Source organism: Novipirellula methanifontis (genome assembly GCF_052161655.1).
GTDB lineage: Bacteria > Planctomycetota > Planctomycetia > Pirellulales > Pirellulaceae > Novipirellula.
In genome coordinates this window covers 7,647,200-7,662,481 of sequence record NZ_CP197418.1, presented here as the reverse complement: position 1 = coordinate 7,662,481, position 15,282 = coordinate 7,647,200, and the positions used below count along the sequence as shown (strand labels likewise).

General features: G+C 55.7%; 3 protein-coding genes. All 3 read right to left on the bottom strand.

Translation table 11 applies throughout. From position 1 onward, the window contains the following. Nucleotides 1–163 precede the first annotated feature (163 nt). Nucleotides 164–5,704, bottom strand: a complete 5,541-nt coding sequence (locus SH528x_RS27340) for a golvesin C-terminal-like domain-containing protein (RefSeq protein ID WP_442506614.1) — start codon at nt 5,702–5,704, stop codon at nt 164–166. A 531-nt stretch (nt 5,705–6,235) separates the two neighbouring features. After that, a complete protein-coding gene (locus SH528x_RS27335; RefSeq protein WP_442506613.1) occupies nt 6,236–14,167 on the bottom strand; it encodes an ELWxxDGT repeat protein in 7,932 nt (2,643 codons plus the stop codon). Continuing rightward, the gene (locus tag SH528x_RS27330; RefSeq protein WP_442506612.1) at nt 14,157–15,263 is read right to left on the bottom strand and encodes a TIGR03032 family protein; all 1,107 of its coding nucleotides are present in this window, start codon (nt 15,261–15,263) and stop codon (nt 14,157–14,159) included. The genes SH528x_RS27335 and SH528x_RS27330 overlap by 11 nt, the downstream gene beginning before the upstream one ends. Nucleotides 15,264–15,282: the final 19 nt, after the last annotated feature.

Below are 15,282 nucleotides of genomic sequence, written 5' to 3'. Positions count from 1 at the left end.
CGCGAAGTGGGTGTTCTGCAATGAAGCCACGATTTCCTGAAAATTTTTCAATGAAAATGGTGAGCGTTCAGCATCTATAATCTGGTCTCATGCAACTAAAGTCAAGTGCCGGGGGAAACCCCAACCACCAGCACCCGCATCTGGCGAATGTCGTCAGCGAGAACTACAGCAAAACGAACCGCACAGCATCGGCGACAACATACTGGTTGGCACCTGCCGATAGGAGCCGCACCGACGCGGAGCCATCGCTTAGCACGAACGAGCCTAACAGTACCCAGGTTCCTCCCCCGCTCGTTTGGTCAATGACGACAGACGTTGCTCCGCCATCGTGCGTTACCGCGTAAGTAGCGTTGGTCGCTCGCAGTTCGTGTGACGTGTAGCGAACATAGACTTGGTACTGCTGACCAGAATTGGCCAGTGTTGGTGTCCAAGTCGCGGTTGCCGTCGAGCCGGTGGGAGCGGCTATGTAGTTCGGGCCAACGAAGCCGCCCAACGAGCTACTGCTGAAAAACTGTGAGCTGGGATCATTCACAGTAAACCCGGGACCGGAGTTATCGACGATCACTTCTTCTTGCACGTCTTCAGCGATCACAAAACTCGCGATCGAATCGATGTTCGCATTCCCCATCGAGTCAGCAAACGTTCCAGCGGCAAAGACTGCGTCCACTGCTCCAGGAGCAAAATCACCGGTCGTGGCGTAGCGGTAGGTTGTGCCTAACACGAGTGTCGCTGCGCCGTCAACAGTCACCGCCGAAGCGCCGGCGCCACCAAGCGTAAATTCTTCCTCTGAATCCGTGATCGTCGAAACGTCGAGACCCACGCCCGAAGTGTCGCTGAACGTGACATCGACGTAGTCTCGACCATTGATTGCGGTCACCACGATGGAGGCACCGGCGATGGGATCAGCAAGGGTCGCGGTCGGCGCACCAGTCGTATTGCCGACTCGGACAAACTGGACGGCATCACCGACGACGAAGCCATCTGCATCGGACCCTCGCAGCGTCACGCTGCCCGCAGTGCCGGCCAAGAAATTGAACGTGCCGAGCGATTGATACACTCCGCCACCGGTGCGTTGATCCACACGTACGACTGACGTTCCATTCTGTGAGACCACTTCATAAGCCGCGTTGGAGGCTCGTGAACTACCGTCTGTGTAATTGATGAACACTTCATAGGAGCCATCTGACGGAATGGTCGGTGTATAAACCAACCGTCCAGCGCCGCCGGCGTTGGTGTAGAGGTAATTTGGTCCAACGTAGCCAACCGTGGACGTACTGACGGTCCAGTTGTTGACTTGCGTCGCGTCGCTATTGTCCAAAGTAATTCGGACAGCTCCGTCAGTCAGTGCGAACGACTCTTGCTCGGCAAGGTTACCACTTGCAGTGGTGTTGGCGAACGCATCAGCGGTGAAATTCACATTAACGCTGCCGGGGACAAACGAGCCCGTAAACGAATACCGGTACGTCGTTCCTGATTGTAGGACGCCAGCTCCATTGACGACGGCGGTGCCGACACCCGAACCGGACAGCGTGAACTCGCCGCCCGCGTCTAATACCGTTGCCCCGTCCAAGCCCGCCATTGAGTTGAACGTCACGTCAATGAATCCATTCGCGTTTAATGCGTCAGCAGTAAGCGATTGCCCTGAGATCGGACCTGCAAGGTCAGCCGACGGTGCAGCGACGACGTCACCGATGTACGAAAACTGAACCGCATCGGCCGTCACGTATCCATCGGATCCAGCCGCGTCGAGGGTGAGATAACCAGCAGTACCGGCTTCAAAATTGAACAAGCCCAAGGAGTGAAACACACCGCCACCCGTTTTTTGGTTCTGCAAAACCACAAACGTTCCAGCGGCGTGTGTCACACTGACTTTGACATTGCTCGCACGATTGGCGTGTGAACTATATTTCACAAACACTTCGTACTGACCCGCGAGCCCCAATGCTGGTGTAAACGTCGCAGTCGAGTTGGATCCTGGTGGTGTGTGAACATAGTTGGCGCCTTCGAAACCAGGTACCGAAACGCTGGGGTTCCATCCACCCACCAGCGTTGTCGTCGCTGTGTTTTCGGTATCCAGCTCGATGACACTGTCCACAACTTGGATTGTAAATGGCTTGTCAACGAATGCTCCCAAAGAATCGGTTGCCCGAATGCGGATGGAATAACTGGCCTGGGTCTCGTATTCAAACACAGCGGCGGCTTTGAGCAGATCGCCGTCGATTGTGAAACGGATGTTATTAGTGTCGCCAGCTCCAGGGACAAGTGAATAAGTGAAAGTGTCGCCATCGGCCAGATTGGTATCGAGCGTTGAGAGGGTGCCAACGACAGCGTTGACAGCGTTGTTATCCTTGATCGAGTTCGCTGATAGCTCGATATCCGTGGGAGCGACGTTGAAGTCGAAGTTCACCAACGAGGCAACATCGCTAGGGGTTAGGAACGCGGCGGCCTCGCCACCGAATCCCGATGAGGTCACAAGAGCGTTGGCTGCATCGATCGCTTGCTGGCGTGTCGTACCCAGGACCGTGAAGGAGGCGACTCGCTGAGTTTCTCCGGAATCGACAGTCAGATTGTACGTCCACTCGACGTTGTCATCGATCACATTTACGGATGAAGGCTGTAGGCCGAACGCTCCGTGCAAAAGATGGATCACGGCTGGCGTTCCAACTCCGTCCCCATCATCCGTTCCAAACCACGTGTCGGTCGGTTCAACGATCGCATCTCCGTCACTGGTAGCGAAAACGGTGGTATTCGAATCGCTGCCTAAGTTGCCCACGATGCGAACGGGCACCGTGATCGGGCTGCCCGTTGCGTTGGTAACGACCTCAATCGTACGAGCGAAGTCTTGGCTCATCGTATTGGGCACGGTGATTTCTCGTGAGACGGAAAGGCCGCTCATCGTTACTTGCGGAGTCACCACCGTGCGTCCATTGTCGTCGGTGGTGGTTGATTGTGAGCTGAGTGTCGCGTAGTCAACGTTATCGACTTGCAAACGGTTTAGTCCGTCGAAGGCGTTGTTAGTGCCTTGAATAAGCTGTCCAGTGCCGAACGACGAAGCGTCGACATCAAACATCTGACCCGAAGCAGAGAGTAGCTCCTGATTGGCGTCTAATGCAAACACATAGGATGCACCCTGATCCGTGTTTTGCGTATCGTCGAGGTAGGCTCCGACGACGACGTTGTTGCCCGAGACCGCCACGCTATTGCCAAAGTAGTCAGTACTTGCCGGGGCGAGATTTTCCAGCGTGGCCAGCAGCGCTCCGGTGGTGGCGTTGAACACGTAGGCGCTGCCGCTGTCGCTCGCCCCAGTATCGTCGTATTGGGCCCCGACAACGACGGTGTTTCCTGAGACCGCAACGCTACTGCCAAACTGGTCACTACTTTCCGGGGTGGGATTTTCCAGCGTGGCCAGTAACGCTCCAGTGGTGGCGTTGAACACGTAGGCGCTGCCGCTGTCGCTCGCCCCAGTATCGTCGTACTGGGCCCCGACAACGACGGTGTTGCCCGAGACCGCCACGTTGTAGCCAAAGTTGTCACCACTTGCTGGTGTGGGATTGTCCAGCGTGGCCAGCAGCGCGCCGGTGGTGGCGTTGAACAAGTAAGCGCTGCCGCTGTCGCTCGACCCGGTATCATCTAGGAAGGCCCCGACGACGACAGTGTTGCCCGAGACCGCCACGCTGTAGCCAAAGTTGTCACCACTTGACGGTGTGGGATTGGCCAGCGTGGTCAGCAGCGCGCCTGTAGTGGCATTGAACACGTAGGCGCTGCCGCTGTCGCTCGCCCCGGTATCGTCACGGTAGGCCCCGACGACAACGGTGTTGCCCGAAACCGACACGCTGACGCCAAAGTGGTCACGACTTGCCGGTGTGGGATTGGCCAGCGTGGCCAGCAGCACGCCGGTAGTGGCGTTGAACACGTAGGCGCTGCCGCTGAAGAACGCCCCGGTATTGTCTTGCAAAGCCCCGACGACGACGGTGTTGCCCGAGACCGCCACGCTGGAGCCAAAGTAGTCAACACCTGCAGTGGGATTGGCCAGCGTAGCCAACAGCGTTCCGGTGGCGGCGTTGAACACGTAGGCGCTGCCGTTGTTGATCGCCCCCGTATCGTCGAGGTGGGCCCCGACGACGACGGTGTTGCCCGATACCGCCACGCTGGAGCCAAACCAGTCACCACTTGCCGGGGTGGGATTGGCCAGCGTAGCCAGCAGCGCGCCGGTGGAGGCGTTGAATACGTAGGCGCCGCCGCTCCCCCCGGAATTGTCACGGTAGGCTCCGACAACGACGGTGTTGCCCGAGATCGCTACGCTGGAGCCAAAAAAGTCACTACCTTCCGGTGTGGGATTGGTCAGCGTGGCCAGCAGCGCTCCGGTGGTGGCGTTGAACACGTAGGCGCTGCCGCTGTCGAACGCCCCAGTATCGTCTTGGTAGGCCCCGACAACGATGGTGTTGCCCGAGACCGCCACGCTTCTGCCAAACCAGTCAGTACTTTCCGGTGTTGGATTGTCCAGTGTGGCCAGCAACGCGCCGGTAGTGGCGTTGAACACGTAGGCGCTGCCGCTGTCGCTCGCCCCGGTATCGTCACGGTAGGCCCCGACGACGACGGTGTTGTCTGAGACCGCCACGCTGATACCAAAGCTGTCATTAGTTTCCGGGGTGGGACTGGCCAGCGTGGCCAGCAGCGCTCCATTGGTGGCGTTGAACACGTAGGCGCTGCCGCTGTTGCTCGCCCCGGTATCGTCACCGAGGGCCCCGACGACGACAGTGTTGCCCGAGACCGCCACGCTGGCGCCAAAGTAGTCATTAGTTGCCGGCGTGGGATTTGCCAGCGTGGCCAGCAGCGCTCCGGTGGTGGCGTTGAACACGTAGGCGCTGCCACTGCTGCTGGCCCCGACGACGACAGTGTTGCCCGAGACCGCCACGTCGACGCCAAAGAAGCCATTAGTTGACGGTGTGGGATTTGTCAGCGTGGCCAGCAGCGCTCCGGTGGTGGCGTTGAACACGTAGGCACTGCCGCTGCTGCTGGCCCCAGTATTGTCGAATTGGGCCCCGACGACGACGGTGTTGCCCGAGACCGCCACGCTATTGGCAAACTTGTCACTACTTTCTGGGGTGGGATTAGAAAGCGTGGCCACCAGCGCGCCGGTGGTGGCGCTATACACATACACCACGCCAACATCAGTGAAACCATCTAGATCCGCATTGGGTGCTCCTACAACACGTAGGTCACCGTCGATAGCAACGGAGGTTCCAAACTGAGAACCCTGCTGTCCAAATTTGATACTGGGTAGCAAAATCGTTGGCGATTGGCTGTCGATGCCACCGACCACAACATCGCGGCGGTCATCGCCACCAGCCAGTCCGTCGTGATCACCGTCGAGCGGATTGCTGGCGACGTCCGTGATGGAATCTTTGACCGTTAGTCGAAACACGCCCTCATCGAGTCCCGCGAAATTCAGCGTCGTCGTGTTGGCTGAGTAAGCGGCACTCAGGCTGGCCAACCCATCATCGGCATTGCCAAGAATCCCGTCGGCACCCTGATTGCGAAGTTCAAAGTTACTGGCCACGTCACCGCCCACGACAGGTTCACTGAAAGCGATCTGCAGCGACGTCGAACCTGCGGCCAGCACGCCGTTATCAAGCGAGGGTGAAACCGAAACAACCGATGCCAACACCCGTCGATCTTCGAGCGACTCGAACAACAGACGCATGTTTCGGCGCGATCGGTTCGTGCATGATTGCTTGCGTGCGTTAGCGAATCGTTTCTTATTGAATTTCATGGCACGGGCCGACAAAGTGAGTGGGTAAGCGAATGACGGCTTCCTGGAAATACCTCCACGGCGAAGATTTCTTCGACGCCGCTATGGAATTGGAAGGTAGCGACGGTGCGACCGTAACGAGTGAACCATTGCCGGAATCGAGTACTTCTCAGAAAGAAGCTTTCGGTGCGTCCCAAGTTTGAATAGGCTGTTCGATTTTGAGCAGCTCAGACAATCGCACGTAGCGTTCAAATGATTCGATGGTCGGGGGCCTTCGCCGACGAAATGCCAATCTTGCCAGGTCCAGCGAACAAGGGGCAAGTAGCGGGGGGTGACGTGGGTACCTACCTGGGGATTAGATCCGACAGTAAGCACCATTGCAATCGAATTGCGAGCCTCATCGATTAAAAAAGCAAGCAAACTTACTGGACGCAAATCCGCCGTGTAGTTGTTCTTCTTCCGTCCCAACTCTCGATATCTGAGCTATTGCAACACAAATCGCACCGCATCGGCGACAACATACTGGTTGGCATCCTCCGTTAGGAGCTTCACCGATGCGTCACCATCGCTTAACGCAAAGGTGCCTAGCAGTACCCAGGTTCCTCCTCCGCTCGTTTGGTCAACCACAACAGTCGTTGTTCCTCCATTGTGCGTTACCTCGTAAGTCGCGTTGGTCGCTCGCAGTTCGTGCGACGTGTAGCGAACATAGACTTGGTACTGTTGACCTGAATTGGCCAGTATTGGTGTCCAAGTCGCGGTTGCTGTCGAGCCGGTGGGGGCGGCCAAGTAGCTCGAGCCAACGAAGCCGCCGACCGAGCTACTGCCGAAAAACTGTGAGCTCGGACCACTTAACGTAAACCCAGAATCGGAATTGTCGACGATCACTTCTTCTTGCACGTCTTCAGCGATCACAAAGCTCGCGATCGAATCGATGTTCGCATTCCCTAACGAGTCAGCAAACGTTCCAGCGGCAAATACCGCGTCCACTGCTCCTGGTGAAAAATTACCGCTCGTGGCGTAGCGGTAGGTTGTGCCTGTCACAAGTGTCGCAGCGCCGTCAACTGTCACCGCCGCAGCACCGGCGCCACTAAGCGTAAACTCCACCTCTGAATCCGTGATCGTTGAAACGTCAAGACCCGCGCCCGAAGTGTCGCTGAACGTGACATCAACGTAGTCTCGACCATTGATTGTGGTCACAACGATGGAGGCACCGGCGACGGGATTAGCAAGGGTCGCGGTCGGCGCACCGGTCGTGTTGCCGACTCGAACGAACTGCACCGCATCACCAACGACGAAGCCATTTGCGTCCGACGCTCGAAGCGTCACACTGCCGGAGGTGCCGGCCAAGAAATTGAACGTGCCGAGCGATTGATACACTCCACCACCAGTGCGCTGATCCACACGTACGACCGAAGTTCCATTTTGTGAGACCACTTCATAAGCGGCGTTAGACGCACGCGAACTACCGCCTGTGTAGTTGACGAACACTTCATAGGAGCCATCGGTTGGAATATTCGGTGTGTAAACCAACCGTCCCGCTCCGCCCGCGTTGGTGTACAAGTAGTTGGGACCGACGTAGCCGGCGACGGACACGCTCGGAGCCCAGTTGTTGATTTGCGTTGCATCGGTGTTGTCCAAAATAATTCGAACAGCACCATCGGTCAGTGTGAACGATTCTTGCTCGGCAAGGTTGCCTGTGCCGCTGAGATTGGCAAACGATCCAGCAGTGAAATTCACGTTAATATCGCCGGGGACAAACGACCCCGTAAATGAATATCGGTAGGTCGTTCCCGACTGTAGGACGCCAATTCCATTGACAACGGCAGTGCCAACACCAGAACCCGAGATCGTGAACTCGCCGCCAGTGTCGACAACCGTTGCCGTATCCAAGCCCGATGTTGAGTTATAGGTCACGTCAATGAATCCATCGGTGTTTAGCGTCGCAGCAGTCAGCGATTGCCCAGAGGTCGGACTTGCAAGGTCAGCCGACGGCGCAGGGACGACGTCGCCCACCCGGACAAATTGAACCGTGTCGGCTGTGACAATTCCATCCGAGCCTGCGGCATTGACAACGACTTTGCCACTCGTCCCGACGGAAAAATTAAACAGTCCCAGTGATTTGAATACGCCACCACCCGTTGTTTGGTCGACTGTCGTTGCCAGAGTTCCGTCAGCATGAATGACGCTCACCGCAGCGTTTGATGCGCGATTTTGGTGAGAACTGTATTTGACAAAGACCTCGTATTGTCCGGCCGTTGCGATCGTCGGAGTGAAAGTGGCGGTTGCGTTGGCTCCGGCCTTAGCAAATGTGTAGTTGGCTCCGTCAAATCCAGGCACAGACGAACTTGTAACCCAGCCACCGATCAACGTCGTTTTCGCCGTGTCTTCGGTATCGAGCGTGAGGACGACAGGCGTGACCTCGTTCTCGACGGTGTAGATCTCGGTATCATACGAATCGGTCGTCGCAGTGAAGAACAATCTATTACCGGCAACCACTAAGGACTCGGGGTTACTATCGCCGGACCCTGCTGCGATATCAAGCGCGAGCATGGTTCCAGCCGCCGTGCCATCAGTCTTCCACAGTTCTCGGCCATTCACGCCGTCTGTGGCTGTGAAGTACAGCGTTCCGTTGGCGTTGATGAGGTGACGGGGATCCGCCCCAATGCTTCCGGCGAGAATGTCTTTCACAAGCACAGTCCCTGCGGTCGTGCCATCGCTCTTCCAAAGCTCACGGCCACTCACGCCGTCATCCGCAGTGAAGAACAGCGTCCCGTCGACGTTGGAAAAGTAGTGAGGAGAAGACGAATCGCTTCCCGTGCCGACGTCTTTCACAAGCACGGTCCCTGCGGCCGTACCATCGCTCTTCCAAAGCTCACTGCCGTTCACACCATCATTTGCTTGAAAGTACAGCGTCCCATTGACGTTGGTGAAATAGGATGGATAAGCCCCCGAGCTGCCAGCGATATCTTTCACAAGCGCCGTCCCGGCCTCTGTACCGTCGCTCTTCCAAAGCTCACGACCATTCACGCCGTCATTAGCGGTGAAGTACAGCGTTCCATTAACATCAACAAGATTTTGGGGAAAGGAGCTATAGTTACCCGTGCGAATGTCTTTCACAAGCACCGTACCTTCGGCGGTCCCGTCGCTCTTCCACAACTCATTGCCACCCACGCCATCGTAAACGCTAAAGTACAGCGTCCCATTGACGTTGGTCAAATAGCTTGGATGGGAGCTACTGCCTCCCACCCAAATATCCTTCACCATTACTGTCCCAGTCTCCGTGCCGTCACTCTTCCACAACTCACGACCGCTGACGCCATCGCTAGCACTAAAGTACAGCATGCCACTGACGTATGTGAAGTTTTGGGGACTCGATGATATACCTAATGGGCGAATGTCCCTGACCATCATGGTCCCTGCGGTTGTGCCGTCACTCTTCCATAACTCACTCCCATTCACACCATCGTTGGCGCTGAAGTAGAGCGTTCCATTCGCATTGAAGAGTGAATCGGGATAACTCGTGTTGCCTCCCGCGTAAATGTCCTTGACCAGCGTCGTCCCCGCTGCCGAACCATCGCTCTTCCAAAGCTCAACGCCACCTGCACCGTTATCGGCAGTGAAGTACACCGTCGAGTCAATGTTGACAAGCTGATCGGGATCGGCCGAACGGGTTCCCGCAGAAATGTCCTTGACCATCACCGTTCCAATCGTCGTGCCGTCGCTCTTCCAAAGCTCATTACCATTGACACCATTATCGGCTTGGAAGAAAAGCGTTCCGTTCACATTGGCGAGCTGGTAGGGAACTGACGACGAAACGCCCTCGTAAATGTCTTTCACCATCACGGTTCCAGCCGCTGTGCCGTCGCTCTTCCAAAGCTCAGTGCCATGTAACTCATTTGTTGCAGCGAAATACAGCACACCGTTCGCATTGGTCAGTGAAAACGGATAAGCATCAGCACTTCCTGCGTTAATGTCTTTCAGCAGGACAGTCCCGGAGGCGCTGCCATCGCTCGTCCAAAGTTCCCGGCCATTTACACCGTCTTCGGCAACGAAGAACAGTGTCCCGCTGACGTTGGTGAGATTACGGGGATAGCCCGAACTAATTCCAGCGAAAATATCTTTCACCAAAACAGTCCCGGCCTCCGTGCCGTCGCTCTTCCAAAGCTCAATTCCCCCGGAACCATCATCGGCTCGGAAGTACAGTGTCCCATCAACGTTGGTGAGATCCAGTGGGTTGGAGCCAGTGGTGCCCACGTTAATGTCTTTGACCCTCGTCGTCCCGGCAGCAGTCCCATCACTCTTCCAAAGCTCGGTGTCGCTCGCGGAATGACTTGCGCGGAAATACAGCATCCCGTTCATGCTGGTCAAACTTGCAAGCGCTGACGAGGCGTTTCCCGGAGCAATGTCCGTGACCATCACGGTCCCGGCGTCAGTGCCGTCACTCTTCCACAACTCACTGCCATTGACACCGTCATTGGCGCGGAAATACAGCTCGCCGTGATGCTCGGCGAAAAACAGCAGCGAAGGGGATCCGGATCCCGGGAAAATATTCTTGACGAGCGTCGTCCCCGCAGCCGTTCCGTCGCTCTTCCAAAGCTCGGCACCATTGATACCGTCATCGGCGCGGAAGTAGAGCGTTTCGTTTACGACGGTAAGATAGCGAAGATCAGCGCCATTGCTTCCCACATGGATGTCTTTCACCAACACCGTGCCCGCAGCGGTGCCGTCGCTCTTCCACAACTCATAGCCGTTAACACCGTCATTGGCCATGAAATACAGCGTCCCGTTGACGTTGGTGAGATAACGCGGACTTGATGAGGATCCTCCAGGGTTAATGTCCTTGACCATCACAGTTCCGGCAGCGGTGCCGTCACTCTTCCAAAGTTCAAATCCCGTCGTCGAGCTGGAGGACAGCCCCTCAAGAAGCGCTGGCCCTTCACCGCCAATCGTCTTCGAAGTCGCGGCAAAGTACGTGAACCCGCCAACATCGATCATTTCGCTGGGCGACGAAGAGCTATCGCTTAGCTCGGTATTGATATCCAGCAGCGGTGGCACGTCGGCAGCCAGAACCGTGACGGTGAATTGCTGTTCGGTGAACAGCGACCCTTGATCGGTCGTGCGAACGCGGATCGAATAAGTGGACTGCGATTGCAGGTCGAACGATGCGGCCGACTTCAGCGTGTTGCCGCTGATCGTAAAGCTGCTGTTGTCATCCGCCCCGACTCCGCCCACGAGTGTATAAGTAAACGCATCACCTGCATCGGGATCGACCGAGTAAAAACTGCCGACATCCGTACCAATTGGCTGGTTCTCGGTGATCGTGGCATTAAACAACGTCAGCGTTGTCGGTGCTTCGGTAATGTCATTAACTGAAACAGTCAATTCTTGCTCAATGAACAAGCCACCTTGGTCCATGGTCCGCACTCGGATGGAGTAACTGCTTTTCGCTTCAAAATCAATGACGGCCGTAGTAACCAATGTCTCCCCTGAGATCGCAAAAATCGCGTTGTCGGTGTCGCCGATACCAGGGACCAGCGTGTAAGCAAACGAATCGCCCGAGTCGGGATCGACCGTCGCGAACGTACCGACCGTGGAGCCGATCGCACTGTTTTCGTCGATCGCATTGGGTGCAAGGCTCAGCGCCGTTGGAGCTTCGTTAGACATCAAGGGCAAGACATAAAGTTCAGCACCGTAGGTGTCCGTTGTGGCGCTAAAGAAAAGTTGGTTTCCAATTTTGCCCATTGACGTGATATTACTACTTGCGGAATCTGCCGCGACATCCAGAACCATCATTGTCCCTGCGGAAGTGCCATCGCTCTTCCATAGCTCATTCCCATTGACCCCATCGTCGGCGCGGAAATACAAAATGCCATTCACGTTGAATAACAGACCAGGGTTGGACGATGCGATTCCCGGCCGAATATCTTTGACCACCACAGTCCCAACCGAGGTGCCGTCGCTCGTCCACAACTCAGTCCCATTCACTCCATTGGTGGCGTGGAAAAACAGCTTCCCGTTTACGCCCGTAAGATTACGCAGGCCTGAATCCGTGTTTCCTGGGAAGATATCCTTGACAATTACTGTTCCTGCGGACGTGCCATCGCTCTTCCACAATTCTGCCCCAGTCCCAAACTCGCTGGCACGGAAGTAAAGTGTCCCGTTAACGTTCGTCAAATATCGAGGAAGCTGTGGGCCATTCCCTCCGACGATCTCTTTGACAATCACGGTCCCGGCGGCAGTTCCATCGCTCTTCCATAACCCGTGTCCATTGACCCCATCATTGGCGCTGAAGTACACCGCCCCATCAAAATTGGTAAAGGAACCCGAAATTGATGTAGCTCCTCCGGGGTTAATGTCCTTGACCATTACCGTTCCGGCAGCGGTACCATCACTCTTCCACAATTCGACTCCATTGACGTCAAAAGCACTGAAGTAAAGAGTCCCGTCAACGTTGATGACAGAATTTGGTGTTGACCCACCGCTTCCCAAGTTAATGTCCTTCACCAGCACGGTCCCGGCAGCCGTACCGTCGGTCTTCCAAAGCTCAGTTCCATTCACGCCGTCCGTCGCGCTAAAGTATAAGGTTCCATTGAGGTCAATGAGATTGCTGGGAGTCGACGAAGCGCTTCCCGCTCGAATGTCTTTGACGATCACCGTCCCGGCGTCGGTGCCGTCGCTCTTCCACAACTCCTCCCCGTTAATTCCGTCATTAACGACGAAGTATAGTGTCCCACTAATCTCGGTAAAAAATCGAGGTGAACCAAATAATCCCGCGTTGAAGGCTTTGACCATGACCGTCCCGGCTGCGGTACCGTCGCTCTTCCAGATCTCTCGCCCATTGGCGATGAAATAAAGCATTCCGTTGAAGTCGGAGTAAGTACTGGGACTCGATGAAAGGTTTCCCGAAAGAATGTCCTTGACCATCACCGTCCCCGTGGCGGTCCCGTCACTCTTCCAGAACTCAATGCCATTGACACCGTCATTCGCGCTGAAGTAAAGCGTCCCGTTTACGTTGGCAAGTTTGTTTGGAAACGAGGACGAGTATCCCGCGTAAACGTCTTTGACCATCACGGTCCCAGACTCTGTCCCGTCGCTCTTCCAAAGTTCTCGACCATTCACACCGTCTGCAACGCTGAAGTACAGCGTGCCGTTGACGTTGGTGAGATAACGGAGTGAAGACGAATTGCTTCCCGCGCGAATGTCCCTGACCATCACCGTTCCTGAAGCGGTCCCGTCGCTCTTCCATAGCTCGTAACCATGGGCATCGTCATAGGCGCGGAAGTAAAGGGTTCCATTAACGTTGGTCAGATCGCTGGGATACGACGTAGAACTTCCTTCTCTAATATCTTTGATCATCACGGTTCCAGTCGTGGTCCCGTCACTCGTCCATAGTTCGATCCCATTGTCGCCGTCGTTGGCGGAAAAATACAGTGCGCCGTTAACGTTGGTGAGTTTATCGGGACTAGATGAAGAGCTTCCCGCGCGAATGTTCTTGACCATCACTGTCCCTGCGGCGGTACCATCGCTCGACCACAACTCGTACCCGTTCGCGCCTTCTGTCGCACTAAAGAACAGTTTCCCGTTGACGTTGGTGAGATTTCTGGGAATTGAAGAATTGCTTCCAACCCGAATATCCTTGACCATCACGGTTCCGGTGGCGGTCCCGTCACTCGTCCATAGTTCAGACCCGTTGATGCCGTCGAAAGCGCTGAAGTACAGAGTACCGTCGACGTCGGTGAGATAGCTGGGATTCGATGTAGAACTCCCCGCTCTAATGTCTTTGACCATCACGGTCCCAGCCGTTGTGCCGTCACTCTTCCACAACTCAGCTCCATTCGTACCGTCATCGGCGACGAAGTGCAGTACGCCGTTGACGTTGGTGAGATCTCTGATTGAATCAAAACCTGCCGCGTTGATGTCCTTAATCGACACCGTCCCGGCAACGGTGCCATCGCTCTTCCACAGTTCCCCACCGTTCACGCCGTCATTGGCGCGGAAGTAAAGCGTCCCGTTGACGTTGGTGAGGTAAGAAGGATTCGACGAAATGCTGCCCGCGTAAATATCCTTGACCAATACAGTCCCTGCTGCCGTACCATCGCTTTTCCAAAGCTCCATCCCCGTCGTCGCCGAGGAAGCTGTAAAATAGGCCACACCACCTACGTCGACAAAGCTTGCGGGTGAGGACGACTCCAAATTCGGCTGGGTATTGATGTCCAGGAGCGGCGGAATGTCTGCGGCCAATAAGTGTCGGTCTTCCAACGACTCGAACAGCAACCGCTGGCGGCGCTGTTTCCGCACTGCACGCTCCTGCTTGACCTTAATAGCTAATTTCACACGACGCCATGGATTGATGTACGACACTAGATGGACCTTCAAATAAGCTCGTTGCGTGATTCGGTGAAATTCAAACTGCATTCGCTTGCGGCGGGGGGACGATCCAGACTTCGTGCGTCTGGTCGTCGTCGTCTGCCGTCAAGCCAAACAGTGCCGGATTGCGACAATGCGGGATCACTTCCACCGCAAAAATTTCTTCCACCCCACTGTGAAATTGGAACGTCGCTACTATTCGTCCCGAAAGCAAATCGATCACAGCGATGCCGCAGCGCAGCGACTCGGGCTCCTCCGCGATCGGCAGGCCGCCGAAAATGTTGCTCTCGCGAATCTTCGACAGTCCGACAAATGCGAACTGCCCCTGGAACGCTAGACCTCGTGTGTAGCCGGGCACTTGTTCGACATCCTCGATACGACCGGCGTTGGTATCAACCGTAGCTAAGACGCCGCGCCCCGAATCCAAGACCCACAATCGGTCTTGATGCCAACGTGGCGAATGGGGCATCGACAAGCCACCGACAACTTTTTCGCCACTGGGGACTTCTAACACACAACCGCTGGTCGCCTTGGTTGGTCGCCAACCTGCTGGTTCGTTACTTTCCGCCAGCACAGTGACGTATTTAGGCTGGCCATTTTGCACTGCCAACCCGTTGAGATGACAGCGATCTTGGTCGATCAATTCACTGATAAACGGAGGACGCCATTTAGGAACAAAGCTGTAACCATCGTCCAAAGTACATAAACAAGAAAACAATGTATTGACTACCCACAATCCGTCCTTGCCCCATGCCAAGTCATGTCCATGAATGTTTCCGGTGTATCGGCTTTGACGCATCGCCCAGCACCCATCGTGCGTCCCAGTCGGTGCAATCCGTGATGCGATTTCGCGAGCAGAATGCAAGAAGTGAATTTGGCGGCGTGTACCGATCGCAATCCGCTGGCCATCGACCGCCAAACCCATCGCTTGACCAAAGTGCAGAAAGGATATTTGCAACTCACCGCCGAAACCTCCTAAACTCAGAACCTTTCCCGCTTGATAGGTCGAGATCAGTAAACTGGCCCCGAGATGCTCAAGGATCTGCACAAAGTTGCCCGTCGCTTCATAGCGTACTTCTCGGTACGCAGGTGTCGTCTCAGAGCGAACTTGTTCAATTGAATCGGTATCGGGTTGTCCATTCACGCTCACGTCTCATAAAAAT

Excerpts from the sequence above, each read along its gene's own strand:
- SH528x_RS27340 (WP_442506614.1), bottom strand. The coding sequence starts at position 5,704 with ATGCGTCTGTTGTTCGAGTCGCTCGAAGATCGACGGGTGTTGGCATCG.
- SH528x_RS27335 (WP_442506613.1), bottom strand. The coding sequence starts at position 14,167 with ATGCAGTTTGAATTTCACCGAATCACGCAACGAGCTTATTTGAAGGTC.